This is a genomic window from Devosia sp. WQ 349K1, assembly GCF_016595685.1.
Classification (GTDB): domain Bacteria; phylum Pseudomonadota; class Alphaproteobacteria; order Rhizobiales; family Devosiaceae; genus Devosia.
Genome location: NZ_JAENGO010000001.1, coordinates 902114 through 923902, shown reverse-complemented (window position 1 = coordinate 923902; position 21789 = coordinate 902114). Strand labels below are relative to the sequence as shown.

Sequence of the window (21789 nt, the reverse complement as noted above, 5' to 3'; positions counted from 1 at the left end):
GGTCATGCAGCCGTACCTAAAACTCCTCTCCGATATTCTTGAAACCGGTGCCGACAAGTCGGACCGTACCGGAACCGGTACGCGATCGCTGTTTGGCTATCAGATGCGCTTCAACCTCCAAGAGGGGTTCCCGCTGCTGACCACCAAGAAGCTGCACTTGAAGTCCATCATCTATGAACTCCTGTGGTTCATTCGCGGTGAGACCAATGTGCGCTGGTTGCAGGAGCGGGGCGTCAAGATTTGGGACGAGTGGGCCGATGAAAACGGCGATCTTGGTCCGGTCTATGGTTCGCAGTGGCGCAGCTGGCCGGCGCCCAACGGTCGTCACATCGACCAGCTCGGTGCGCTTGTTGAAAGCCTCAAGCACAAGCCGGATAGCCGCCGTCACATCGTTTCGGCCTGGAACCCGGCGGAAGTGGACAATATGGCGCTGCCGCCATGCCATTGCCTGTTCCAGTTCTATGTCGCCAACGGCAAGCTTTCCTGCCAGCTCTACCAGCGCTCGGCGGACACTTTCCTCGGCGTGCCGTTCAACATCGCTTCGTATGCGCTGCTCACGCATATGATGGCGCAGGTGTGCGATCTCGAAGTGGGCGACTTCGTCCATACCTTTGGCGACGTGCACATCTATAATGACCACTTTGAGCAGGCGAAGTTGCAGCTGACGCGCGAGCCGCGCCCACTGCCCAAGCTGATCATGAACCCAGAACGCAAGCGTCTGGAAGATTTTGTGTTCGAGGACTTTGCGTTTGAGGGCTATGACCCGCATCCGCATATCAAGGCGTCGGTTTCCGTATGAGCCGCACTCTCGAAGAGCTGACCGGTCTCGTCGCCAAGATTTCCGACCTTTATGCAGAGCGCATGAATGTCGAACGCAATGACGATTGGTTCATCCTTAAACTCCAAGAAGAGCTTGGCGAGCTGACTGCTGAGCATCTTCGCCTATCGGGTCGCGGGCGGCTCAAAGGGATGAGCGAAGACGAAATCAAGCAGAAGCGAGATGACGAGGCTGCTGACGTTCTCGCAATGATGCTGCTCTATGCGCGCCACAACGGCATTGATCTTGATGCCGCGCTCGACCGCAAGTGGTTCGCTTATTTCAATCGCCCCGATTAGGGGATCGCGACGAGTACTGCGCCCACGCCGATCAGAGCCACGCCCAGCCAATTGTGCACGGCCAGCTTTTCGCCGAGAAACAGCGCTGCGAAGAGAGCGACCATAACGACGCTGAGCTTGTCGATGGGCGCAACCTGCGACGCCGGCCCCATTTGCAGCGCACGGAAATAGCACAGCCAAGATGCGCCCGTGGCGAGGCCCGACAGCAGCAGAAACACCCAGGTTTTGCCGGGAATAGTTTCGAGCTTTTGCCAGTGGCCAAAAGACACGACAATAGCCGCTGTCATGGCCAGAATGATGATTGTCCGGATCAGCGTCGCCATGTCCGAATTGATGTTCTGGACGCCGATTTTGCCGAAAACGGCGGTGAGCGCCGCAAACACTGCGGACAGAAACGCCCAAAATTGCCAAGTCTGAACCATGATGTGCGCGCTCTAAATACTTGCTCGGATGCGGTGTTGAAGAATGCTCTAGTCTAGGCTCAGGCTGCTGTCAGCTTTCGTCGGCTGTAATTCAGCGAATTTGCTGGTTTTGCGCTGCGGCTGAACATGCTTAAACCGGAACAAGGCATTTTGACGAGAGTCCTGCTCCCACGAGGAGCGGGCAGAGTGGGGAGTTCACATGCGTTTCATCGCCCTTATGGTGGCTGCCGGAATTTTGGTGGGACCCAGTTTTGCCAATGACACGTCGGTTCAACTGACGACGAATGGGCTCAACTTCGTCACCAATGACCACATCTCGATGGAGAGCGAGGAACTCTACATCTCGGTCGACGAGATCCGCGTAAAATATGTCTTCCGCAACAATAGCGACGAAGACATTGAGCAGCTCGTTGCCTTCCCGATGCCCGACATTGATTTTTCCTATCATAGCCCAGTGTCCTATCCGACAGGGCCACTCGATAACCTCTTTGAGTTTGTGACGACCTTCGACGGCGATGAGCTTCCCGCGAAGCTTTATGAATATGCCATGGCCGTCGGGGTGGACCGAAGCGCGCTATTGACCAGCATGGGCATCCCCTTGGTCAATTTCGCCGACGAGACCCAAGACGCACTCAATGGTCTGTCGGCGGAGGACAAGAGCGCGCTTCAACGTCTCGGCATTGTTCAGCGTGAGGTTTATGATTTGGGCGAGGGCAAGGTGCAAGATGACACCTATCCGCTCTGGACCTATCGCGCCTCCTATGTTTGGGAGGCGACATTCCCAGCCAATGATAAGGTTGTGGTTGAGCACAAATACCGCCCAAGCGTTGGCGGCACCGTGGGGACAAACGTCTTGCTCACCGGCGATCCAGAAAGCGGCTGGGACCCGCAGGGCGAATACGCAACCAAGTACTGCGTCGATGAAGGCTTCCGCAATACAGTGCGGAAATCCATTCCGAAGGGCGAGGAATACGCCCCTTATTGGGATAACTGGATTTCCTACATCGTCACCACCGGCAATAATTGGGCCGGCGGGCAAATCGAGAACTTCCGTCTCGTTGTCGACAAGGGCGACCCGAAAAATCTGGTGTCGTTTTGTGGGGACGGCGTCAAGAAAATCGGGCCAACGACCTTTGAAATGGTCAAAACAGATTACTGGGCCTCAGGAGAGATCGACATCCTTCTGCTGCGCCATTCCGATCAGCTGATGAACTGAGGACCGTATTCCATGCAGCTTGCCTTGATTGCCGCGGTGGCGCGGAACAGTGTCATTGGGTCTGACCAGACAATTCCGTGGCGCATTCCGTCCGATTTCGCGTGGTTCAAGGCAACCACCATGGGCAAGCCCATGATCATGGGCCGCAAACAGTTCGAGACTTTCCCTAAGCCCTTGCCGGGGCGCCCGCATATCGTGGTGACGCGGCAAGAAGACTATGCGGTTCCAGCGGGCGTCCATGTCCGGGCAAGCCTTGAAGCAGCCATAGAATTGGCCGCGAGCTTGGCCGGTGCGCTGGGTGTTGACGAGCTTATGGTCATCGGCGGCGGGGAGATTTACGCGCAAGCCATCGGCAAGGCGGATCGGCTCTATATCTCCCATGTGGAGCTTGAGCCGGAGGGCGATGTCGTCTTTCCTCAGATCGACCCCGAAATATGGCAGGTTGTGGCCGAACCACATGTTGAACCGTCGGAAAAAGACGGCGCGCCATATTCCATTAAGGTCTATGAAAAGCGCCAAGCGCTCGCGGATTGATACGCGGGTGCGCATGCCTATATAAGAACGAACAGATTTTCTCTTAGACACCGAAAGGATTGCGATGCCTTGGGAGAATAATGGTGGCGGAGGCGGCCGCAACAATGGCGGCCCTTGGGGCCAAGCGCCAGGTGGTGGCGGCAATAGCGGCGGTGGCGGCGGCGGCGGTGGTCCGCGTCGTCCGGGCGGTAATCCCCCCAATCTCGAAGACATTCTCAATCGTGGCCGTGACCAGTTTAAAGGTAACGTTCCAGGTGGGAAGTGGCTGTTTATCGGCGGCTTCCTCGCGCTAGCAGCGTTTTGGGTGTCCAACTCTATCTACACCATCAACCCGCAAGAAGTGGGTGTTGAACTCCGCTTCGGTAAGCCGAAGCCAGAGATTTCGGGCCCGGGTCTGCACTTCATGGTGTGGCCTGTTGAATCGGTTGAACGTGCAACCACGACCGTCAATCAGACCCAGATCGGTGCAGCCACTGCATCGTCGCGCAGCAATGCGGGCGACGGTTTGATGCTTTCGGGCGACCAGAACATCGTCAATGTCCAGTTCTCCGTGTTCTGGGCGATCAACGATCCGGTCTCTTACCTGTTTAACGTTCGCGATCAGGAATCGCTGGTGCGCTACGCGTCTGAAAGCGCGATGCGTGAAGCGGTTGGTCGTCGTCCGGCTCAGGACATTTACTCTGACGACCGTGCGGGCATTCAGCAGGAAGTTCTGCGTATCACTCAGGCGACGCTGCAAAGCTACGGCCTCGGTGTGAATGTCAGCCAGGTGCTGATCGAGAATGCTGGTCCTCCAGCTGACGTTATCGACGCCTTCAATGAAGTGCAGCGTGCGCGTCAGGACGAGACCCGTCTTCAGGAAGAAGCACGTTCTTACGCAAACACCCTTCTCGGTAATGCTCGCGGTGAAGCCGCAGCGGCCCGTGAAGATGCTGCTGCGTATAAGAACCGCGTCGTTCAGGAAGCAACCGGTGAGGCGGAACGCTTCAACTCGATCTATGCTGAATACGTGAATTCGCCAGAAGTGACCCGTCAGCGTCTCTTCCTCGAAACCATGGAACAGGTTCTGGGCAGCTCCGAAAAGGTGCTGATCGAGCCAGGTGCAAATGGTTCGGGCGTCGTTCCCTATTTGCCGCTGCCAGAATTGGGCAAGCGCAACACCACTGAAGGGAACTGATCATGAACCGTCTTTATGTTCTCGGCGGTCTGGTTCTTGCCGCCCTCTACGTCGTCTTCTCCTCGCTTTACGTCGTCGACGAACGCGAGCAGGCCATTGTTATGCGCTTCGGTCAGATCACCGATGTGCGCACCGAGCCGGGCATCTACTTCAAGATCCCGACCGACTTCGTTGATACCGTTCAGATGATCGACGATCGTCTGCTGCGCTATGATATCTCGAACATGCGTGTTCAGGTGTCGGGCAACGCATTCTATCAGGTTGACGCATTCCTGACCTACCGCATCGCTGATGCGCGTCTGTTCCGTGAACGTGCGACCGGTCAGCTTGCAGTCGCTGAAGCCCGTATCGGCGCAAGCCTCGATGCGGCTCTGCGTCAGGTTTACGGTCTGCGTGAATTCTCCGACGCTCTGTCTGATCAGCGCGCGCAGATGATGCAGGAAACCCGTGATCTGATCCGTCCGGATCTGGCAAACCTCGGCCTCGACATTGTCGATGTACGTATCCTGCGTACCGACCTCGATGCTGAAGTTTCGGCAACGACCTTTGAACGTATGCGTGCTGAACGTCTTGCCGAAGCTGCATTGCTTCGCGCTCGCGGTCAGGAACAGGCTCAGAGCCTGCGCGCTATCGCTGATCGTCAGGCGGTTGAAATCGTCGCGGCTGCAACCCGTGATGCGGAAATCCTCCGCGGTCAGGGCGACGCTGAACGGAACCGTATCTTTGCGCTGGCTTATGGCCAGAACGAAGAGTTCTTCCAGTTCTACCGTTCGATGGAAGCCTATCGTACGTCGCTGGCAAATACCGGCACGACGATGGTTCTGTCGCCAGACAGCGCCTTCTTCAGCTACTTCGGTTCGGGCGGCGCGCTGCCAGAACGCGGCGAAATCACTGGTGCTCCGATCCAGCCTCTGGTTGTTCCAGAAGTTGTCGATGCACCGACTGAGCCACTCCTCGACGGCCTTGGCCTGCAGGACACCACTGTTCCAAGCATCACGCTGGAAGATGGTACGGCCTTGCAGCCAACCGTTGGCATTGAAGCTCCGGCCCCAGTTGAACCCGTGGTTCCGACTGAAGCCGAGCCTGCTGCACCAGCAGCTCAGTAACGGCAGACCAGACATGATAAAGGCCGGCGCAGGAAACTGCGCCGGCCTTTTCTATTGGATCTTGGTGTTGGCTTAGCGGACGAGATCTTCGTCGTCATAGCCTTGCAGATAGAGCAGGGCCGTGAGGTCGCTGTGGTCGATGCGGTAGCCTGCGGCGGCCGCTACGACCGGCTTGGCATGCAGCGCGACGCCCATGCCGGCAATCGCGATCATATCGAGGTCATTGGCACCGTCGCCCACAGCCATGGTCTGGCTCAGCGACAGACCCTTTTCATTGGCGAGTGTTTCAAGGCGTGTGCGCTTGGTGGTCTTGTCGACGATAGGCTTGCTCACCGTGCCGGTGAGGTTATCGCCGTCGAATTCGAGAACATTGGCGATGGCCTCGTCAAAGCCGATGCGCTTGCCAAAATAGTCAGCAAAGAAGGTGAAGCCGCCCGACACCAGCGAGGTGTAGGCGCCATAGGCCTTCATGGTCTGGATCAGCGTACGCCCACCCGGCATGAGGGTGATGGAGCCACGACGAACCTCGTCCATGGCAGCACGATCAAGGCCTTTGAGGAGAGCCACACGCGTGTCTAGCGCCTGTTCGAAATCAAGTTCGCCGCGCATAGCGCGTTCGGTGATTTCGGCAACCTTGTCTTTGAGGTTCAAGGCAGCGGCCAGCTCGTCGATGCATTCCTGCTGGATCATGGTGGAGTCCATGTCTGCGACAAGAAGCTGCTTGCGGCGACCCTCGGTGGGCACCAAATTGACGTCCACGGCGCGCGTGCCAATGATTTCGCGTGCGAGGGCGAGAGCGTTCTCAGCTTTTGGCTCAATGATATCGCAGGCGATACCATTGTTCAGCCAGTTGAGTTCTCCGCCTATTTCCGCCACGACAGCTTGAGCAAGCTTGGTGTCGAAATCAGGATCTGCAGGGTTGGCGATCAGGGAAAGAACCGGCATGGATAAAGCGACTTTCGGGAGAACGAAATGATGGCCCAGAGGCGCGTGGTTCTGATAGCGGGTCCGACTGCCAGCGGCAAGTCGGCGCTGGCAATCGCGCGCGCCCAGACGGGTGGCGGCGTGATTATCAACGCCGATTCAATGCAGGTTTATAACACGCTTCGTGTCGTGACAGCGCGTCCATCTGTTGAAGACGAAGCGCAGGCCGAGCACCATCTCTATGGTGTTGTGCCTGTCGCTAAACGGTTCTCAACCGGCGAATATATCCGAAAAGTTAATGCGTTGATTCAAGAGGTCGATCCAGCGCGTGAGCTGATCTTTGTCGGCGGCACAGGACTTTACTTCGATGCGCTGACAAAGGGATTCGCAGACATCCCAGAAGTGCCTCAAGCCGTTATGATTTCGGTTGAAGAAGAGATCGCCGATTTTGACGAGGCTCAGCGTATGGCGCTGCTCGCGGCGGAAGACCCCATCACCGCATCTCGGCTCAAGGTTGCTGACCCTCAGCGTGTGGTTCGGGCGCTCTCGGTCAAGAGGGCAACGGGCAGGGCGCTGTCGTCTTATCAAGACGAGCCGCAGGCCGGAATTTTGGCTGACGCCGAAATTGAGCGCTTTGTCATGTGGCCCGAGCGCGAGGTGCTGCGCGAGCGTATCGCCCATCGCTTTGACCACATGTTCGACAATGGCGCTGTGGGGGAGGTGAAGGCGGTGTTGGCGCAAAACCTCGACCCGATGCTGCCGGCCATGAAGGCGATTGGCGTACCGGAGATTGCAGCCTGGCTGAAAGGGGAAATGGATGAGGAAGAGGCGATCCGCCTCGCCACAACCGCCACCCATCAATATGCCAAACGGCAGCGAACGTGGTTCCGCAACCGTATGGCTGATTGGCCAAGACTGGGCCTTGGAGGAACCCCGCTTTAGGCGGGGTTCAGTGTTTTGAGCAGTCCGAGGCGTTCGCGATAGGCAAATCGCCCGACCAGCAGCACAGCGACGAAGGCGAGACCAACAGCGAGGCCCAGCCAAACGCCCAAGCCTTCCATGCCGAAGGTAAAGCCCAAGACATAGCTGGTCGGTAGGCCGATGAACCAATAGCCAAAGATGGCGATCCACATGGGCACCTTCGCGTCGCTGAGGCCGCGCAGCGAATAGGCTGCGGTAACCTGAGCGCCATCGACCAGTTGGAACAGGCCCGACACAGCGATGAAGGTCACAGCAAGATTGATCGCATGGGCGTTGGACTCGAGCGTCGGATCCAAAAATACCCCGGCAATCTGTCGACCCGCGAGCAGGAACAGGGCGCAGGAGAACACCATGAAGCCGGTTCCGAGGATGAAGGACGCCCAGCCAGCGCGCCGAATACCTTCCTTGTCGCCGCGACCATAGGCCAAGCCAACACGGACGGTTGCGGCATATCCCAAGCCGAGCGGCACCATGAAGGCGGTCGACGAGCATTGTAACGCGACGGCGTGGGCTGCAATCGCGTCCGTGCCGAATTGACCAATGAGCACCGCCGCGGCGGTGAATAGCCCGACTTCCGCCAGTGTCGTCATGCCCATCGGCACGCCAATGCGGAAGATTTCCTTGAGGTGTCCCCAGTCCGCCTTCCAGAAGCGCACAAGGATGTTGAAGCGCTTAAGTTTGCGGTGACGCAGCACATAGGTCAGCATCATGGCGAACATCGCCAAGTTCGCCACCAGCGAGGCGACCCCAGCGCCACGAATGCCCATTTCCGGCAAACCAAAATTGCCGAAGATGAGGCAGTACGCGATCAGCCCGTTAATGAGCACGCCAAAGATGGTGATGATCAGAATGGGGCGGGTGATGCCGGTCGCTGACAAAAACGAGCGCAGCACCATGATGCCGAGTGCCGGGAACAGGGAAAACGCCAGAATATTGATGTAGCTCTGGCCATGCGCGAGCGTGTCGAGGTCTTGGCCCAGATGCTGATAAATATTCTGAAACTGTAAGATCAGCGGCACAAGCACCGCGCAAATCATGAGGGCCGCCCAGAACCCCTGGCGCACGACACGGCGCACTGCCTTGATGTCTCGCTGCCCACGCGCTTGCGCAACAAGCGCTGATACTGCTGCGACGATCCCGGTGCCGAGCAGCATGAAAGGGGTATAGAACGTCGAGGCCAGCGTTGCCGCGGCGAGATCGGAGGGGCCAAGCCAGCCGACCATCACGACGTTTGTTGTTTGCAAGGCGTTTTGAGCAAGCTGAGCAATAACCAGCGGCCAGGCGAGAGAAAAACTCTCGATAAATTCCCGCCCCCAGGCGCCGCGCGAAGCACGCTCTGGCATTGGCGCGACCATCTCACTCATATTCAATACTCTCTTAGAGAGTGATCCTCTAGACCATTCGCTGGCGCTATAAAAGAGCAGCTAAGGAGTTGGACATGATTGTGTTGCATCGAGGCCTGCTTGTCGTTGTAGGTTTGCTTGGGGCAAGCGGTGTGGCTGCTGCGGCTGCATCCTCCCACATGGTAGATTCGCGCAATCTTTCCGCCATCGCGGCAGTCTTCCTCTCCCATGGCCCTGCGTTGTTAGCGGTTGGCTTCTTTGGTCGGTCTCGTTCGTTCGCCGTTTCGGGGGCAATTCTGGCGCTCGGGACGCTGATTTTTGGAGCGGATTTGGCGTTGCGTGAGTTTCTCAGCGCCCCACTTTTTGCAGGTGCGGCACCGATTGGCGGTGGGCTTATGATTTTGGGATGGCTTGGATTTGCCCTAAGTGGCGCGGGCCTCGCTAAATTAAATAAATAATTCGGTCAAAATTCTGGAACCATTCACGGACGTCGCGCATTTTGGACGCGGAAGTTATCGTGGAGGATATTCCATGCTTAAGATTTTGGTGGTCGCTGCTGCGGCTCTCTCGCTCACCGCATGTACTGCTAGCCAGCAGGGTGCAACCGTTGGCGGCGTCGGTGGCGCAGTCGTAGGGTCGGCAATCACGGGCGGCAGCGCAGCTGGCGCGATCGTTGGTGCTGGCATTGGCGCGATCGCTGGTGCGGCTGCAGGCGATGCTCTGCAAAGCCGCAACTACAACGGAAATCCCAATCAGTGCGTGTACCGTAACCCACGCACAGGTGTGCAGTACGTAGCGGCTTGTCCGCGCGGCTAACACCGTCTCTAGATGCCGTAGCGCCCCCTGCGGCGTACGCCCTTTTGGGCGTAAGACACCCGGTCGGCCCCCCGGCCGGGTGTCTTTCACTTACAGTGAGATGTGCCTTGAAAATTGTTCAGTCTGCATAGATAATTGGTTCTAACGTGCCACTCGACTTGCGCTAACTGAACGACCGGGCTTCCGGAAACTAGGCTACCTCCTGATCTGGTGAAAATGTACGTTCTGACAACTTGCTGTCAGGCTCACCCAACGCTGCGCGAGCAGCATCTACGACCTCGAGGTCTTGCTATGTCTACTATTACGGGCACCGTGAAGTTCTTTAACACCACTAAGGGCTACGGTTTTATTTCGCCTGAGAACGGCGAAAAAGATGCGTTTGTGCATATCTCTGCATTGCAGCGCTCGGGCCTTCAGAGCCTGAACGAAGGCGACAAGGTCACCTTCGAACTCGAAACCGGCCGTGACGGCAAGGTTTCTGCTGCAAACGTTGCACTGGCACGCTAATCGAGCATATCGGCTCGACATACCGAATTGATGATTGGGCCCTACGGGGCCCTTTCTGTTTGTGGTGTGGACTCTGGCCGCGTAGCTGTGCCAAGGAGCGAGCAACCTATTTTTCCAAAAGGGTCGTGACCTTGCGCGAATTGCTAAAGCATTGGAGCCCTGCAGTCGAAACGCCAGACGCGCTGCGTCAGGCTGGAGCGCTGCCATATTCGATCGTCGATGGGCGCATGGCTTTCCTGCTGATCACCTCGCGCCGCAGCGGCAAGTGGATTTTTCCCAAGGGCGCGATTGAGCCGGGATATACCGCGTGGGACAGTGCCGCGACCGAGGCCGCTGAAGAAGCTGGCGTTGTCGGTACGATCGCGCAGGATGTTATTGGCAGTTACCGGGCGAGCACCGGCGGAGAAGGCGCGACCTTGGTCAATGTCGATCTCTACCCGCTTCTCGTTACCGAGCAGCTCGACACATGGCGCGAGAAGGGTCAGCGCTTGCGTCACTGGGCGACTTTAACCGAAGCCAAGCGCCTTCTGGCTGATCGCTCGCTAGCGCGCCTCGCGGTGAAGTTTCACACGCTCTACTCAGGCAAATAAGCGCTGCCACCGGATTTAACGAAGAAGGCCCGGAACCATGTGGTTCCGGGCCTTCTTCGTTTCAACTATCGCACTCGCCAAATTAGCGAATGATCAGGCTCAGCACGTAATAGAGCACGCCCGACAAAATTGCAGAGGCGGGTACGGTCACAACCCAAGCTGCCGCGATGGAGTACACATGCTGACGACGCACGAGCAGTCGCCCTTCAGACTTGCGCGCATTGGCAAGCGCTTCTTCCGGTGTTGCGTTGAGCTGGGATGGGTCCACGAACTTGGCATTGACCGGAACGGCAGAGCCTTCCATGTCGCGGCGCGAGAAATACTCACGTAGGAAGCCGACGCCGAACACCGCACCCACGGCAATGTGGGTCGAGGAAACCGGCATGCCGAGTGCCGATGCGACGAGCACGGTCACAGCCGCCGACAGCGCCGCACAGAACGCGCGGATTTCGTTGAGCTTGGTGATCTGCTCGCCAACGGTCCGGATGAGACGGGGTCCGAACAGAGCAAGGCCCAGCGAGATGCCGATAGCGCCAATGGCCAGAACCCAGAATGGCAAGCTAATGCCACCCGCGTCAGCCCCGCCGCTTTCGATGGCGCTGACGATAGCGGCCATTGGGCCGATAGCGTTGGCGACGTCATTGGCGCCGTGTGCAAACGAGAGCAGGGCGGCCGAGATCACCAGCGGAATGCGGAACAAGGTCGCCACATGCTTCTTGCGGTTCTCAAGGTTCATCGACTGCTTGCGCACGATGGGCATGGAAACAATCCAGCCCAGCGCCGTGAAGACGAAGAACAGCACCACAACGATGGGCAGCTCAGGCTTCCAGATGCGGCTCATGCCCTTGGTGGCGAGATAGATGGCGAAGACGCCGGTCATCAGCGCGACGAGGATCGGCACCCAAACGCGCGCTGCTGAAATCTTGTCGAGACGATTGGTGATCGTCTTCATGATCAACCACAATAGGCCCGCGGCGCACAGCCCGCCCATAACGGGTGAGATCACCCAGCTGGTTGCGATAGCGCCAATCATGCCCCAGTTCACAACGCCGAAGCCTGCGGCGGCAATACCGGAACCAACCACACCGCCGACAACGGCATGGGTGGTGGACACTGGCGCGCCGATATAGGTGGCAAGGTTGACCCATAGCGCTGATGCCAGCAGAGCGGACATCATCACGGTGATGAAGGTTGTCGACTCAAAGTCTGGTGCGATCAGCAGGTCCCGCGCCACCGTGTTGACCACGTCGCCGCCAGCGAGCAGAGCGCCTGCTGCTTCGAAGATGGCCGCGATTACGAGAGCACCGCCCATGGTGATGGCACGAGCACCCACAGCTGGGCCCATGTTATTGGCGACGTCATTGGCGCCAACGTTGAGCGCCATATACCCTGCAATACAGGCCGAAATGACAACAATATAGGTGCCAGGCGAGCCGCCCATCGCGTAGCTGGCCCAAACTGCGGCGAGCAGGAGGAAGACTAAGGCGATGCCCGGCGCTGCAAGCGAGCGGGTCAAATTAAAGGTTGCCGTTTCCATTCCGGAAACACGCTGCAAGTCTTTGTCGAGCGCGCTTTTACTCATGTCACCAAAACGTCATAATCTCTGTTGTGCCGCCTGTAGCACTTTGCAGGCCTGCTGCCATTAAAAAAGCCAGCGTGGCAGGGTGACGCCTTCACGGAGTGACGATTTGCGTGCGGCATTTTGGGTTGACTCAGGTCTCACAATCACTTTATCAATGCGCAACGAATTTTCAGGAGAGGTCCCATGCGGGCGCTCATTCTCGTAGTGGTTAGCAGGCGCATCGGCACCGTGGGGTAAAACCCCGCGCGATTGCGGATGCGCCGAACACAAGGTCCCAAACGGGGCCTTTTTTATTGCCTTTTTTCCGCCGCGCGGGGAGAGGCGGAGAACGACGGATTTCCCTCCGGGGGAGAATTAGGAAGGGCTGAATGATGGCCGAAAAAATGACCGGCGCTGAAATGGTGATCCAAGCGCTCACCGATCAGGGCGTTGAACATATCTTCGGATATCCCGGTGGCGCTGCGCTGCCAATTTATGATGCGATGTTCCAGCAGGACTTCGTCCAGCACATTCTGGTGCGCCACGAACAGGGTGCGACCCACATGGCCGAAGGCTATGCACGTTCGACCGGCAAGCCGGGGGTTGTGCTCGTAACGTCGGGCCCGGGCGCGACCAATGCGGTGACCGGCCTCACGGACGCTCTTCTCGATTCCATTCCGCTCGTTTGCATCACCGCGCAGGTGCCAACGACCCTTATCGGGACCGACGGTTTCCAGGAATGCGATACGGTCGGCATCACCCGTTCGTGCACCAAGCACAATTACCTCGTGAAGAACGTGGCGGACCTGCCGCGCATCCTGCACGAAGCCTTCCACGTCGCCACCACTGGCCGTCCGGGTCCGGTTGTCATCGATATTCCGAAGGACATTCAGTTCGCGGTTGGCGATTACTATCGTCCAGAGCCGAGCACGCTGCGCGCCAAGTCTTACCGTCCGCAGATGGATGGCGACCTCAAGGCTATCGAAGCGGCTGTAGATATGATGCTCAAGGCTGAGCGTCCGATCTTCTACACCGGTGGCGGCATCATCAACTCGGGTCCGGAAGCCTCCGAATCCCTGCGCGAGCTGGCCGAGCTCACTGGCTTCCCAGTGACCTCGACCCTGATGGGTCTGGGCGCGTTCCCGGCTTCCAACAAGCAGTGGCTCGGCATGCTGGGCATGCACGGTTCATACGAAGCGAACTTGGCGATGCATGACTGTGACGTCATGATCAACATCGGCGCACGCTTTGACGACCGTATCACCGGCCGCGTCGATGCTTTCTCGCCAAACAGCCGCAAGATCCACGTTGATATCGATCCTGCATCGATCAACAAGATCATCCGCGTCGACATTCCAATCGTTGGCGATTGCAACCGCGTGCTGGCGGAAATGATCCGCATCTGGCGTTCCAAGACCAATCAGCCTCGCACTGAAGCGATTGCGCCTTGGTGGAGCCAGATTGAAAAGTGGCGCGCCGTTGGTTCGTTCAAATTCAAGAACTCGGACACGGTCATCAAGCCGCAATGGGCTATCCAGCGCTTGTATGAAGCGACCAAGAACCAGTCCAAGGAAGTCTACATCACCACTGAAGTGGGCCAGCACCAGATGTGGGCTGCGCAGCACTTCCACTTCGATAAGCCAAACCACTGGATGACCTCGGGTGGTCTGGGCACCATGGGCTATGGCCTGCCAGCTGCAGTTGGCGTGCAGGTTGCGCATGAAGATGCACTGGTGATCGATATCGCCGGCGAAGCGTCCGTTCAGATGACCATGCAGGAAATCTCGACGGCGGTTCAGTATCGTCTGCCGATCAAGATCTTCATCCTCAACAACGAGCGCATGGGCATGGTCCGCCAGTGGCAGGATCTGCTGCACGGTTCGCGCTACGCGCATTCCTATTCTGAATCGCTGCCGGACTTCGTCAAGCTCGCTGAAGCTTATGGCGCTAAGGGTATTCGCTGCGAAAACCCAGCCGAGCTCGACGCGGCAATCGCGGAAATGCTCGACTATGACGGCCCAGTTATCTTCGACGTGATCGTAGAGAAGGACGAAAACTGCCTGCCTATGATCCCATCGGGCAAGCCGCACAATGAAATCATCCTGCCTGATACCGCTGACATCGGCGACATCATCGACGAGAAGGGACGCCAGCTGGTTTAAGCCAACTGCGGAGAGAAACAAACATGAACGCACATCTCCAGCCCACTGGTTCCGCCTATTTCATGGCTCCGGAAACCCAGCAGAACGAACGCCACACGCTTTCGGTTTTGGTCGACAATGAGCCCGGTATCCTCGCCCGCGTCGTCAGCCTCTTCTCGGCGCGCGGCTACAATATCGAGAGCCTGACCGTCAGTGAGACCGAACACGACAGTCGACTTAGTCGCATCACTGTTGTTGTCATCGCCACGCCCAAGGTTCTGATCCAGATCAAGAGCCAGCTTGAGCGTCTCGTGCCGGTCCACAAGGTCCACGACCTTTCGGCAGAAGGCGCTTTCGTTGAGCGTGAATTGGCGCTGATCAAGGTTCGTGGTTCGGGCGATCATCGCGCCGAAACGCTGCGCCTTGCTGATGCCTTCCGCGCGCACATCATCGACTCGACCGTCGAGAGCTTCGTTTTCGAAGTCACCGGCAAGCCAGAAAAGATCGATAGCTTTATCGCTCTGATGGCGCCGCTTGGTCTCGTCGAAGTCGTCCGCACCGGTCTGGCTGCGATCAGCCGCGGTCCTGAAAGCATGTAATGCCCAATCATCCGGCGCGGTGTTCGCTCATCGCGCCGGGTGTTTTTTAGTCTGCGTCTAACGGCCTAGCGCTTCAGTATTGCTCCTCGGTGGGGCAGGGCGTAAGCAGAAGCTATCTGCTGTAAGGATATCCGTCCGTGACTCTGCTGTCCGTCAATCTCAACGCCGTCGCCCAACTCCGCAATCGCCGCGATCTGCCGTGGCCGAGTGTGACCGGCATGGCGCGCGTAGTTTTGGACGCGGGCGCTGCGGGCATCACCATTCATCCCCGTCCCGACGAACGCCATATTCGGCGTACGGACGTGTTCGCTTTGGCTGAGCTTCTGTCCTTGGAATATCCCGATGTTGAATACAACATCGAGGGCTACCCAAGCGAAGATTTCATCACCCTGATCGAGACCATCAATCCGCATCAAGTGACGCTGGTGCCTGACGATCCGAGCCAGGCGACTTCTGACCACGGATGGGATTTTGTCGGTCAGGCCGACATTCTCAATGCGGTCATCCCGCGTCTTCGTGGTGCTCAAGGTCGCCGTATCTCGCTGTTTTGCGATCCAGACGCTGGGGCCGAAGGCGTTGCTGCTGCCAAGGCGGTTGGTGCCGATCGTATCGAGCTGTTCACCGGCCCTTATGGCGCTTGCTATGACAACCGGGCTGCCGCGCAGCGTGAACTCGTGGCGCTGGCTGAGACCTGCGCCGCTGCCCTTGCCATTGGTCTGGGTGTCAATGCCGGACATGATCTGACCCTCGAAAACCTGCCCGCTTTCCAGGAGCAGGTGAGAGGCGTCGCCGAGGCATCCATTGGCCACGGCATCACCGCAGACGCACTGCTCTATGGCTTTGCTGAAGCCACTCGTCGCTACTGCGCGGTCCTCGCAGACTGAAGACTGTTCGATAAAACAGAACACTGCGTTTTAATTATGCTGAAAATGGACGGATTATCGTGATCCGTCCATTTTTCGTTCTAAAAGCCTAGGACTTTCCGATACTTACATCGGTGTTACCTAGTGTGGCATCTGTATCTGGGAACATAATAGTGCCCACTTGTGAACGGACGAGACAGGCACATATATCGCCTCAGTTACGTTTTGTTACCAAGGAGGGCACTCAGATGTCCAAGCTCAAGATTGGCGTTATTATTTCGACCACTCGTCCGACCCGCTTCGGTCACGTCCCTGCCCAGTGGATTGCTGACAAGGCCAACGAACGCCCTGAAATCGCAGCTGAAATCGTAGACCTGCGCGACTATGACCTGCCATTCTTTGACGAAGCTGCGTCCACTGCCTGGATGCCTTCGCAGAACGCAAATGCGCAGAAGTGGCAGAAGAAAATTGCTGAACTCGACGGCTACATCTTCGTAACCGCTGAATACAACCGTTCGATCTCTGGCGCTCTCAAGAACGCAATCGATCAGGCCTATGTCGAGTGGAACAAGAAGGCTTTTGGCGCTTTCGGTTACGGTGGTGTTGGTGGCGCACGCGCTATTGAGCACCTGCGCAACATCGGTGTTGAGCTGCAGATGGTTTCGACTCGCTCGGCAGTTCACCTTGCTGGCGCTGAATTTGCTTCGGTTCACCCAGGCTTTGGCGGCACCAAGTCGCTGAACGACATCGAAGGTGCAATCGGTGGCGCAGCCAAGGACATGCTCGATCAGCTGATCTGGTGGGCCTCTGCTACAAAGCAGGCTCGCGAAGCAGACGCTGCAACTGCAATCGCTGCTGAGTAAATCACTCACGCTCAGAGACAATTCTTGTCTTGGAAGGTCGCTCGCAAATCGAGCGGCCTTTTTTTCTTGTTGAACCAAGCATCGCGCCGGGCATTGATAGTTTATGGGTGCGGGTGTATAGCGGCGCCCGCCCTGCTACAGCGAGAGCCCTAACGCTCATGACGCACTCGGAAAACACCGCGCCCAGCGTCGGTGATGTGAACGTCCCCCACAGCGATCACAAGTCCAACAATCTACCCATGCTGACCCTCGGGGCGATCGGTGTCGTCTATGGCGATATCGGCACCTCGCCGATCTACGCTTTCCGTCAGGCCATGCACGTGCGCCCGGGCGCTGCGGCCACGAATATCGAGATCCTTGGCCTGCTCTCGCTGATCGTGTGGGTGCTCGCGCTCACCGTTGCGGTCAAATATGTGTTCTTCGTCACCCGTGCGGACAACAATGGCGAAGGTGGCACGCTCAGCTTGATGGCGCTTGCCCGCAAGACCTTCACCAACCCACCATTCTGGATCACAGCGCTCGGCATTTTGGGCGCAGCCATGTTCTTTGGCGATGCTATTATCACCCCCGCCGTTTCGGTTCTGTCAGCCGTTGAAGGCATTGATCTTGTCGCCCCCGGCATGACGCGCTGGGTGGTGCCAATCACACTGGTCATTATTGTCGGCGTATTCGCCGTGCAAAAATTCGGAACGGCGAAAGTCGCCATCATTTTTGGCCCGATAACGGCGATTTGGTTTCTGGTTCTCGGGGCCTCAGGCCTCTTCAACATCGCGCAATATCCGGCAATCTTGTGGGCGCTGAACCCGCTACTCGGCATCGAGTTTCTTGTCACCCATCTCGGCATTGCCTTTGTGGTGATGGGGGCAATCTTTCTTGCTGTGACCGGCGCAGAAGCGCTCTACGTCGATCTGGGGCACTTTGGCCGCAAGCCGATTGTGCTGGCTTGGTTCGGTCTTGTCTTTCCGTGCCTGTTGCTGAATTATTTCGGGCAGGGGGCTTATGTGCTGCATACGGGCGTCAACAACGTTGTCAGCCCGTTCTATGAGATGCAGCCTGAATGGGCGTTGCTGCCTTTCGTGATCCTCGCCACCTTGGCGACCATCATTGCCTCTCAGGCGGTCATCACGGGCACCTTCAGCCTCACCCAGCAGGCTATCGCTATGAACATGCTGCCGCGCATGCGCGTGCTCCATACATCGGAGACGCAGAGCGGTCAGATCTACATGCCGCAGATCAACATGTTCTTGATGATCGGCGTGCTTATCCTCGTGGCCGCGTTTGGCAGCTCGGCCTCCCTGTCCAATGCCTATGGTATTGCCGTGTCGGGGGTGATGATTGTCACGCTGGCCTTGTTGCTCGTCGTCATGCGTCGCAACTGGAAATGGCCGCTCTGGGCCGTTGCCTCATTTGGCGTGGTCTTTGCCATTATCGACGGCGGGTTCTTCGCCGCGAACGCCTCAAAGCTCTTCCAGGGTGGCTGGTTCCCTGCGGCGGTCGCAGTGTTTGTCGCGCTCTTGATGGGCAGCTGGATGGCCGGTCGTCGCCGCCTGCAAGAAAAGACCCGTCGCGATGAAGTGCCGTTGCAGTTCCTCGTCGATAATCTCGCCAAGAAAAAGCCAACGACTGTGCCCGGCACAGCGATCTTCCTCACCAGCGACATCGAGGGCGCGCCGACAGCGCTGCTGCACAGCCTCAAGCACTACAAGGTGCTGCATGAGCAGAACGTCATTCTGACGGTTCGTACCTCGACTTCGCCGCGCGTGCCGGACGATGAAAAGGTCACGATCGACGCCTATAACGCGCTGTTCTTCCGCGTCGTCATCACCTTTGGCTTCATGGAAACGCCGAACTTGCCAAAGGCCCTAGGGCTGGCGCGCAAGCTGGGCTGGAAGTTCGACATCATGTCGACCTCCTTCTTCCTCTCGCGTCGTTCGCTCAAAATCGGCAAGTCCACGTCGTTCTGGCACACCTGGCAGGACAAGCTGTTCATTCGCCTGTCGCGCAACGCCAGCGACGCCACCGAATACTTCCACATCCCGTCCGGGCGAGTGGTGGAAATCGGCACACAGGTGCTGTTGTAAAAGAAAAGGGGGCGTGAGCCCCCTTTGTCATTTCCGCACGCCGAGAACCTTGTCTCGACTTTGCACCCGCACTGTTTGCACCGGCCAGTTGTCATAAGACCCATCGAGCGCCCGTCGCGCGTGTGCTGCCCATTGCGGATCGTCCATGGCCCCGCGGGCCAGCGCGATGAAGTCGGCCTCGCCGCGCGCAATGATCTGTTCTGCGGCGTCAACGTCACCCAATAGGCCCACTGCCATGGTCAGAATATCGCCCTCGGCCTTTACCTGCTGGGCGAACTTGACCTGATAATTCGCCTCGGGCTTGATCCGACCCTGCGCAAACCCGCCGCTTGAGCAATCGATCACCTCAACACCACGCGCTTTGAGCTCGCGTGCCAGCACGACGCTATCCTCAATTGTCCAGCCGCCTTCCGCATTGTCGCTCGCGGAGATGCGCGCCATCAGCGGCTTGCTGGCAGGCCACACCGCCCGCACCGCTTCGGTCACTTCCAAAACCAGTCGCATCCGGTTTTCGCGGCTGCCGCCATATTCGTCGGTACGATGGTTGGCGAGTGGCGAGAGGAACTGGTTGAGCAGATACCCATGCGCGGCGTGGATTTCGACGGTATCGAAACCCGCCTTGTCGGCGCGGATTGCAGCGTCTGCAAACCCGTCAATGACACGCTGAATACCGGCTGCGTCGAGTGCTGTTGGCACTTGATAGTCGTCGTCATTGGGGTCGTGGCTTTCGGCACTCGGCGCCACTGGTACCCAGTGCTCAAAGCCTACGGCCTTGCGCTGTTCTTCCGTTTGAAGCTCATCCGCACCGCGCCATTCGACCGATGTCGAAGCCTTGCGCCCCGCATGGGCCAGCTGAATGCCTGCGGCAGTGCCGTGCGTGTGCAGGAAATCGACAATGCGGGCGAGGGGAGCGATGTGCTCGTCTTTCCAGAGCCCCATGTCCGCATAGGAAATGCGACCCTCGGGCACAACGCCCGTGGCCTCCACAATCACCAGACCGAAACCACCAATGGCAAAGCGCCCCAGATGAACGAAATGCCAGTCATTGGCGAAGCCGTCGATGGAGGAATACATGCACATGGGCGCAACCACAGTCCGGTTGCGCAGCGTCACGTCACGAAGCGTGATCGGGGAGAATAACTCAGACATTGGTTCATCCGCATAGGGTGGGGCGGTGACCATGCCTTGATATTGCTCCATCGGCAAGTGCCGATGGAAGCAAGATGTTTCAACCCACGCCGCCTGAGCGGAAAGACTTAGTGGCTTGGATTATACTGACGATAATCTTGCACGGCCTTCGCGTCGGCGACACGGCGGGCGATGGCTTGTGCCAGTTCGCAATTGGCACCGGGGGCAAGCCCCTTCACCTTACGAAAATAGTCGCCCATCGCGTCGGGTGTGAAGTTGATATTGTCGACGACCTTGCGGAGCGTGCGGTGGAACACATTATCCTCGAGAGAGTCGGGTGTGTGCCAGGTATCGCGGTTCAAATATTCATCGAATACGTCGTACATGAGGGCCTGTACTAGTCATGTTTCTTTACGCCTGCGCGTGCGGAAAGACTGCAATGCGAGACGTCAAAAGTTCTAAAACAATTTCGTGTCGTGCAAACAAGTAAGCAGTCTGGGCGCGCTGGACCATTGGCATAGCGCGCCGCAGCCTCTTGGTAAACGCTTCTATCGTAGGGCCTGACTTGAGCCAGGCGCATTGCTCCTTAAAGGCTGATGCGGAAGGCCCGCGCCAAGCGCCAGGTCAGCAGAATGCCTAGGCACATGAAGACGAGGAAGACCCAGCCCGACAAAGACCCAGCCTGAATGCCAGAGAGCAGAACGCCTACGGTGCAACCAAGCGCCGTCATCGAGCCCCAGCCCAACAGCACACCGCCGACAAGACCACGAGCGACGTCTGAGCCTTTTAGGCGACGCGGCTTGAACTGACCGGCGATAAACGAGGTGATAAAGCTCCCTCCGATGATCCCTAGAACGAAAAGGCCGTTGTTGGAGAGCAGCGTTTCTTTGATGATGGTGGCGCAACCTCGCAGCGTGTCCAGACCAAAGAGGCTCGACGGCACAATGCCTCCCGCAGTGCCTGCAGTACGCGCCAGCGAGCCGAGTTCGGCTGTTACGCCCAGCGGTGCGGCGCGCAGATAGGCGAGGGTGGAGATAATGCCCACCAGCGTACCGGAAATGATCGCGGGCCAGCGCTTAAAGAACAGGTTCCTTACCCCGGTTTCCAGCGTCAGTGCTGGCTCCGCTTCCGTCGCTTGCGGCTTGGCCCACAGCAACGCACCAATCGCCAAAGCGCCGAGCAGCACCAGCGTGAGCGTCAGCCCACCAGCATAGCCAAGGTGGTGCGGGATCCAGCCGATGAAGGCATTCGTTGTGATGGCGAGGAACAGGCTGTTCCAGGTGAGGAAGCCCAGCCCAAAGCCGAAGAAGGCGCCGATAATGGCGAAAGGGGAAATGACCGAGCCTTCAGAGAGGCGATAGAAATGCGCCGAAAGGCATGAGCCGGAGATGGCCATGCCGATGCCGAAGACGGTCGAGGCAATGGCAAGGGTAATGCTAACCGGGCCGATATGGGCGGTCGGGGGTAAGCGCTCCAGCGCCGGTGTGGGCAGCCAAGCGCCAAAAATGGTGGTGTAGCCAATCGCGCCAACGCCCAATGCCACCAGAATGGCAATGATGCCCTCCGCCTGCCGCTTCTCGATGAGATCGCGGAAATTGCAGAGGAAGCAAAAGCGGCTGCGCTGCAGCACAATGCCGAAGGCCGTGCCGAGCACCAGTGACAAGGCGAGGGGGCGGCTTTCGACGCCCGCACTGTTGAGAGAAACGAAACCCCAGATCAACACCGTCGCTGCAATCAGCGGCACGAGATAGCGAGATGGCGACAAAGTCATAAGAATGCCCCGGAAAAGTCAGTGGCGGGCGCCGAAGCGTCCGCCATGTC

At 58.0% G+C, this 21789-nt stretch carries 23 protein-coding genes; 16 read left to right on the top strand and 7 right to left on the bottom strand.

Annotated elements, in window-relative coordinates:
- Positions 1-4: 4 nt before the first annotated feature.
- Together JHL21_RS04415 and JHL21_RS04410 are read left to right on the top strand one after the other, a co-directional pair.
- Positions 5-799: a thymidylate synthase gene (locus JHL21_RS04415; RefSeq protein WP_199530904.1), complete on the top strand. Its 795-nt coding sequence runs from the start codon at positions 5-7 to the stop codon at positions 797-799.
- Positions 796-1116, top strand: a complete 321-nt coding sequence (locus JHL21_RS04410; protein ID WP_254081909.1) for a phosphoribosyl-ATP pyrophosphohydrolase — start codon at positions 796-798, stop codon at positions 1114-1116. Before JHL21_RS04415 ends, JHL21_RS04410 begins: the two co-directional genes overlap by 4 nt.
- Here JHL21_RS04410 and JHL21_RS04405 read toward each other — a convergent pair.
- Positions 1113-1538, bottom strand: coding sequence for an EamA family transporter (locus JHL21_RS04405; protein WP_169195170.1), 426 nt, complete (start codon positions 1536-1538; stop codon positions 1113-1115). The two genes, JHL21_RS04410 and JHL21_RS04405, sit on opposite strands and share 4 nt — an antisense overlap.
- 199 nt (positions 1539-1737) lie before the next feature.
- On the opposite strand from JHL21_RS04405, the gene JHL21_RS04400 reads away from it, so the two are divergent.
- The 4 genes from JHL21_RS04400 (at position 1738) to hflC (ending at position 5571) form a co-directional block, all read left to right on the top strand.
- Positions 1738-2754, top strand: coding sequence for a DUF4424 domain-containing protein (locus JHL21_RS04400; protein WP_200212068.1), 1017 nt, complete (start codon positions 1738-1740; stop codon positions 2752-2754).
- 12 nt (positions 2755-2766) lie between these two features.
- Complete coding sequence (locus tag JHL21_RS04395; RefSeq protein WP_200212067.1) at positions 2767-3288, top strand: dihydrofolate reductase; 522 nt, start codon at positions 2767-2769, stop codon at positions 3286-3288.
- Positions 3289-3352: 64 nt separating this feature from the next.
- Complete coding sequence (gene hflK, locus JHL21_RS04390; protein ID WP_200212066.1) at positions 3353-4465, top strand: FtsH protease activity modulator HflK; 1113 nt, start codon at positions 3353-3355, stop codon at positions 4463-4465.
- 2 nt (positions 4466-4467) lie between these two features.
- Entirely contained in the window at positions 4468-5571 is a 1104-nt protein-coding gene (hflC, locus tag JHL21_RS04385; RefSeq protein WP_169195174.1) for a protease modulator HflC, read from the top strand.
- Positions 5572-5643: 72 nt separating this feature from the next.
- Here the strand turns inward: hflC and serB are convergent, their stop codons facing one another.
- Entirely contained in the window at positions 5644-6516 is an 873-nt protein-coding gene (gene serB, locus JHL21_RS04380; protein WP_200212065.1) for a phosphoserine phosphatase SerB, read from the bottom strand.
- A gap of 27 nt (positions 6517-6543) precedes the next feature.
- Here serB and miaA point away from each other — a divergent pair, with 27 nt between their 5' ends.
- Complete coding sequence (miaA, locus tag JHL21_RS04375; protein WP_254081908.1) at positions 6544-7437, top strand: tRNA (adenosine(37)-N6)-dimethylallyltransferase MiaA; 894 nt, start codon at positions 6544-6546, stop codon at positions 7435-7437.
- Here miaA and JHL21_RS04370 read toward each other — a convergent pair.
- Entirely contained in the window at positions 7434-8840 is a 1407-nt protein-coding gene (locus JHL21_RS04370; protein WP_254081907.1) for an MATE family efflux transporter, read from the bottom strand. The genes miaA and JHL21_RS04370 overlap by 4 nt on opposite strands.
- 68 nt (positions 8841-8908) lie before the next feature.
- Here JHL21_RS04370 and JHL21_RS04365 point away from each other — a divergent pair, with 68 nt between their 5' ends.
- The 4 genes from JHL21_RS04365 (at position 8909) to JHL21_RS04350 (ending at position 10732) form a co-directional block, all read left to right on the top strand.
- The gene (locus JHL21_RS04365) at positions 8909-9277 is read left to right on the top strand and encodes a DUF423 domain-containing protein (protein WP_200212064.1); all 369 of its coding nucleotides are present in this window, start codon (positions 8909-8911) and stop codon (positions 9275-9277) included.
- Between the two features lie 73 nt (positions 9278-9350).
- The gene (locus tag JHL21_RS04360; RefSeq protein WP_200212063.1) at positions 9351-9635 is read left to right on the top strand and encodes a glycine zipper domain-containing protein; all 285 of its coding nucleotides are present in this window, start codon (positions 9351-9353) and stop codon (positions 9633-9635) included.
- A 291-nt stretch (positions 9636-9926) separates the two neighbouring features.
- Entirely contained in the window at positions 9927-10142 is a 216-nt protein-coding gene (locus JHL21_RS04355; RefSeq protein WP_169195178.1) for a cold-shock protein, read from the top strand.
- Positions 10143-10273: 131 nt separating this feature from the next.
- Complete coding sequence (locus JHL21_RS04350; RefSeq protein WP_200212062.1) at positions 10274-10732, top strand: NUDIX hydrolase; 459 nt, start codon at positions 10274-10276, stop codon at positions 10730-10732.
- Between the two features lie 82 nt (positions 10733-10814).
- On the opposite strand, the gene JHL21_RS04345 is transcribed toward JHL21_RS04350, so the two are convergent.
- Positions 10815-12314: an inorganic phosphate transporter gene (locus tag JHL21_RS04345; protein WP_200212061.1), complete on the bottom strand. Its 1500-nt coding sequence runs from the start codon at positions 12312-12314 to the stop codon at positions 10815-10817.
- Between the two features lie 371 nt (positions 12315-12685).
- Between JHL21_RS04345 and JHL21_RS04340 the strand changes: the two genes are divergently transcribed.
- The 5 genes from JHL21_RS04340 to JHL21_RS04320 all read left to right on the top strand — a co-directional run bounded on the left by JHL21_RS04340 (position 12686) and on the right by JHL21_RS04320 (position 18840).
- Positions 12686-14455: an acetolactate synthase 3 large subunit gene (locus JHL21_RS04340; RefSeq protein ID WP_199530989.1), complete on the top strand. Its 1770-nt coding sequence runs from the start codon at positions 12686-12688 to the stop codon at positions 14453-14455.
- A gap of 23 nt (positions 14456-14478) precedes the next feature.
- Positions 14479-15033, top strand: a complete 555-nt coding sequence (gene ilvN / locus JHL21_RS04335; protein WP_169195181.1) for an acetolactate synthase small subunit — start codon at positions 14479-14481, stop codon at positions 15031-15033.
- Positions 15034-15170: 137 nt separating this feature from the next.
- A complete protein-coding gene (locus tag JHL21_RS04330; protein ID WP_200212059.1) occupies positions 15171-15917 on the top strand; it encodes a pyridoxine 5'-phosphate synthase in 747 nt (248 codons plus the stop codon).
- 227 nt (positions 15918-16144) lie between these two features.
- Entirely contained in the window at positions 16145-16759 is a 615-nt protein-coding gene (locus JHL21_RS04325; RefSeq protein ID WP_169195183.1) for an NADPH-dependent FMN reductase, read from the top strand.
- Between the two features lie 158 nt (positions 16760-16917).
- Complete coding sequence (locus JHL21_RS04320) at positions 16918-18840, top strand: potassium transporter Kup (RefSeq protein WP_200212057.1); 1923 nt, start codon at positions 16918-16920, stop codon at positions 18838-18840.
- A 27-nt stretch (positions 18841-18867) separates the two neighbouring features.
- Here the strand turns inward: JHL21_RS04320 and JHL21_RS04315 are convergent, their stop codons facing one another.
- The 3 genes from JHL21_RS04315 to JHL21_RS04305 form a co-directional block, all read right to left on the bottom strand.
- Entirely contained in the window at positions 18868-19989 is a 1122-nt protein-coding gene (locus tag JHL21_RS04315; RefSeq protein WP_200212055.1) for an NADH:flavin oxidoreductase/NADH oxidase, read from the bottom strand.
- A gap of 107 nt (positions 19990-20096) precedes the next feature.
- Positions 20097-20354 carry a hypothetical protein gene (locus JHL21_RS04310; RefSeq protein ID WP_200212053.1) on the bottom strand — a complete coding sequence of 86 codons (258 nt, stop codon included), beginning with the start codon at positions 20352-20354 and terminating at the stop codon, positions 20097-20099.
- Positions 20355-20554: 200 nt separating this feature from the next.
- Complete coding sequence (locus tag JHL21_RS04305) at positions 20555-21739, bottom strand: YeeE/YedE family protein (protein ID WP_200212052.1); 1185 nt, start codon at positions 21737-21739, stop codon at positions 20555-20557.
- Positions 21740-21789 lie beyond the last annotated feature (50 nt).

What these genes read in the sequence shown, in the direction of transcription:
- JHL21_RS04415 (WP_199530904.1), top strand. Translation starts at nt 5, where the DNA reads ATGCAGCCGTACCTAAAACTCCTCTCCGATATTCTTGAAACCGGTGCC.
- JHL21_RS04410 (WP_254081909.1), top strand. Translation starts at nt 796, where the DNA reads ATGAGCCGCACTCTCGAAGAGCTGACCGGTCTCGTCGCCAAGATTTCC.
- JHL21_RS04405 (WP_169195170.1), bottom strand. Translation starts at nt 1,538, where the DNA reads ATGGTTCAGACTTGGCAATTTTGGGCGTTTCTGTCCGCAGTGTTTGCG.
- JHL21_RS04400 (WP_200212068.1), top strand. Translation starts at nt 1,738, where the DNA reads ATGCGTTTCATCGCCCTTATGGTGGCTGCCGGAATTTTGGTGGGACCC.
- JHL21_RS04395 (WP_200212067.1), top strand. Translation starts at nt 2,767, where the DNA reads ATGCAGCTTGCCTTGATTGCCGCGGTGGCGCGGAACAGTGTCATTGGG.
- hflK (WP_200212066.1), top strand. Translation starts at nt 3,353, where the DNA reads ATGCCTTGGGAGAATAATGGTGGCGGAGGCGGCCGCAACAATGGCGGC.
- hflC (WP_169195174.1), top strand. Translation starts at nt 4,468, where the DNA reads ATGAACCGTCTTTATGTTCTCGGCGGTCTGGTTCTTGCCGCCCTCTAC.
- serB (WP_200212065.1), bottom strand. Translation starts at nt 6,516, where the DNA reads ATGCCGGTTCTTTCCCTGATCGCCAACCCTGCAGATCCTGATTTCGAC.
- miaA (WP_254081908.1), top strand. Translation starts at nt 6,544, where the DNA reads ATGATGGCCCAGAGGCGCGTGGTTCTGATAGCGGGTCCGACTGCCAGC.
- JHL21_RS04370 (WP_254081907.1), bottom strand. Translation starts at nt 8,840, where the DNA reads ATGAGTGAGATGGTCGCGCCAATGCCAGAGCGTGCTTCGCGCGGCGCC.
- JHL21_RS04360 (WP_200212063.1), top strand. Translation starts at nt 9,351, where the DNA reads ATGCTTAAGATTTTGGTGGTCGCTGCTGCGGCTCTCTCGCTCACCGCA.
- JHL21_RS04355 (WP_169195178.1), top strand. Translation starts at nt 9,927, where the DNA reads ATGTCTACTATTACGGGCACCGTGAAGTTCTTTAACACCACTAAGGGC.
- JHL21_RS04345 (WP_200212061.1), bottom strand. Translation starts at nt 12,314, where the DNA reads ATGAGTAAAAGCGCGCTCGACAAAGACTTGCAGCGTGTTTCCGGAATG.
- JHL21_RS04340 (WP_199530989.1), top strand. Translation starts at nt 12,686, where the DNA reads ATGGCCGAAAAAATGACCGGCGCTGAAATGGTGATCCAAGCGCTCACC.
- ilvN (WP_169195181.1), top strand. Translation starts at nt 14,479, where the DNA reads ATGAACGCACATCTCCAGCCCACTGGTTCCGCCTATTTCATGGCTCCG.
- JHL21_RS04325 (WP_169195183.1), top strand. Translation starts at nt 16,145, where the DNA reads ATGTCCAAGCTCAAGATTGGCGTTATTATTTCGACCACTCGTCCGACC.
- JHL21_RS04320 (WP_200212057.1), top strand. Translation starts at nt 16,918, where the DNA reads ATGACGCACTCGGAAAACACCGCGCCCAGCGTCGGTGATGTGAACGTC.
- JHL21_RS04315 (WP_200212055.1), bottom strand. Translation starts at nt 19,989, where the DNA reads ATGTCTGAGTTATTCTCCCCGATCACGCTTCGTGACGTGACGCTGCGC.
- JHL21_RS04310 (WP_200212053.1), bottom strand. Translation starts at nt 20,354, where the DNA reads ATGTACGACGTATTCGATGAATATTTGAACCGCGATACCTGGCACACA.
- JHL21_RS04305 (WP_200212052.1), bottom strand. Translation starts at nt 21,739, where the DNA reads ATGACTTTGTCGCCATCTCGCTATCTCGTGCCGCTGATTGCAGCGACG.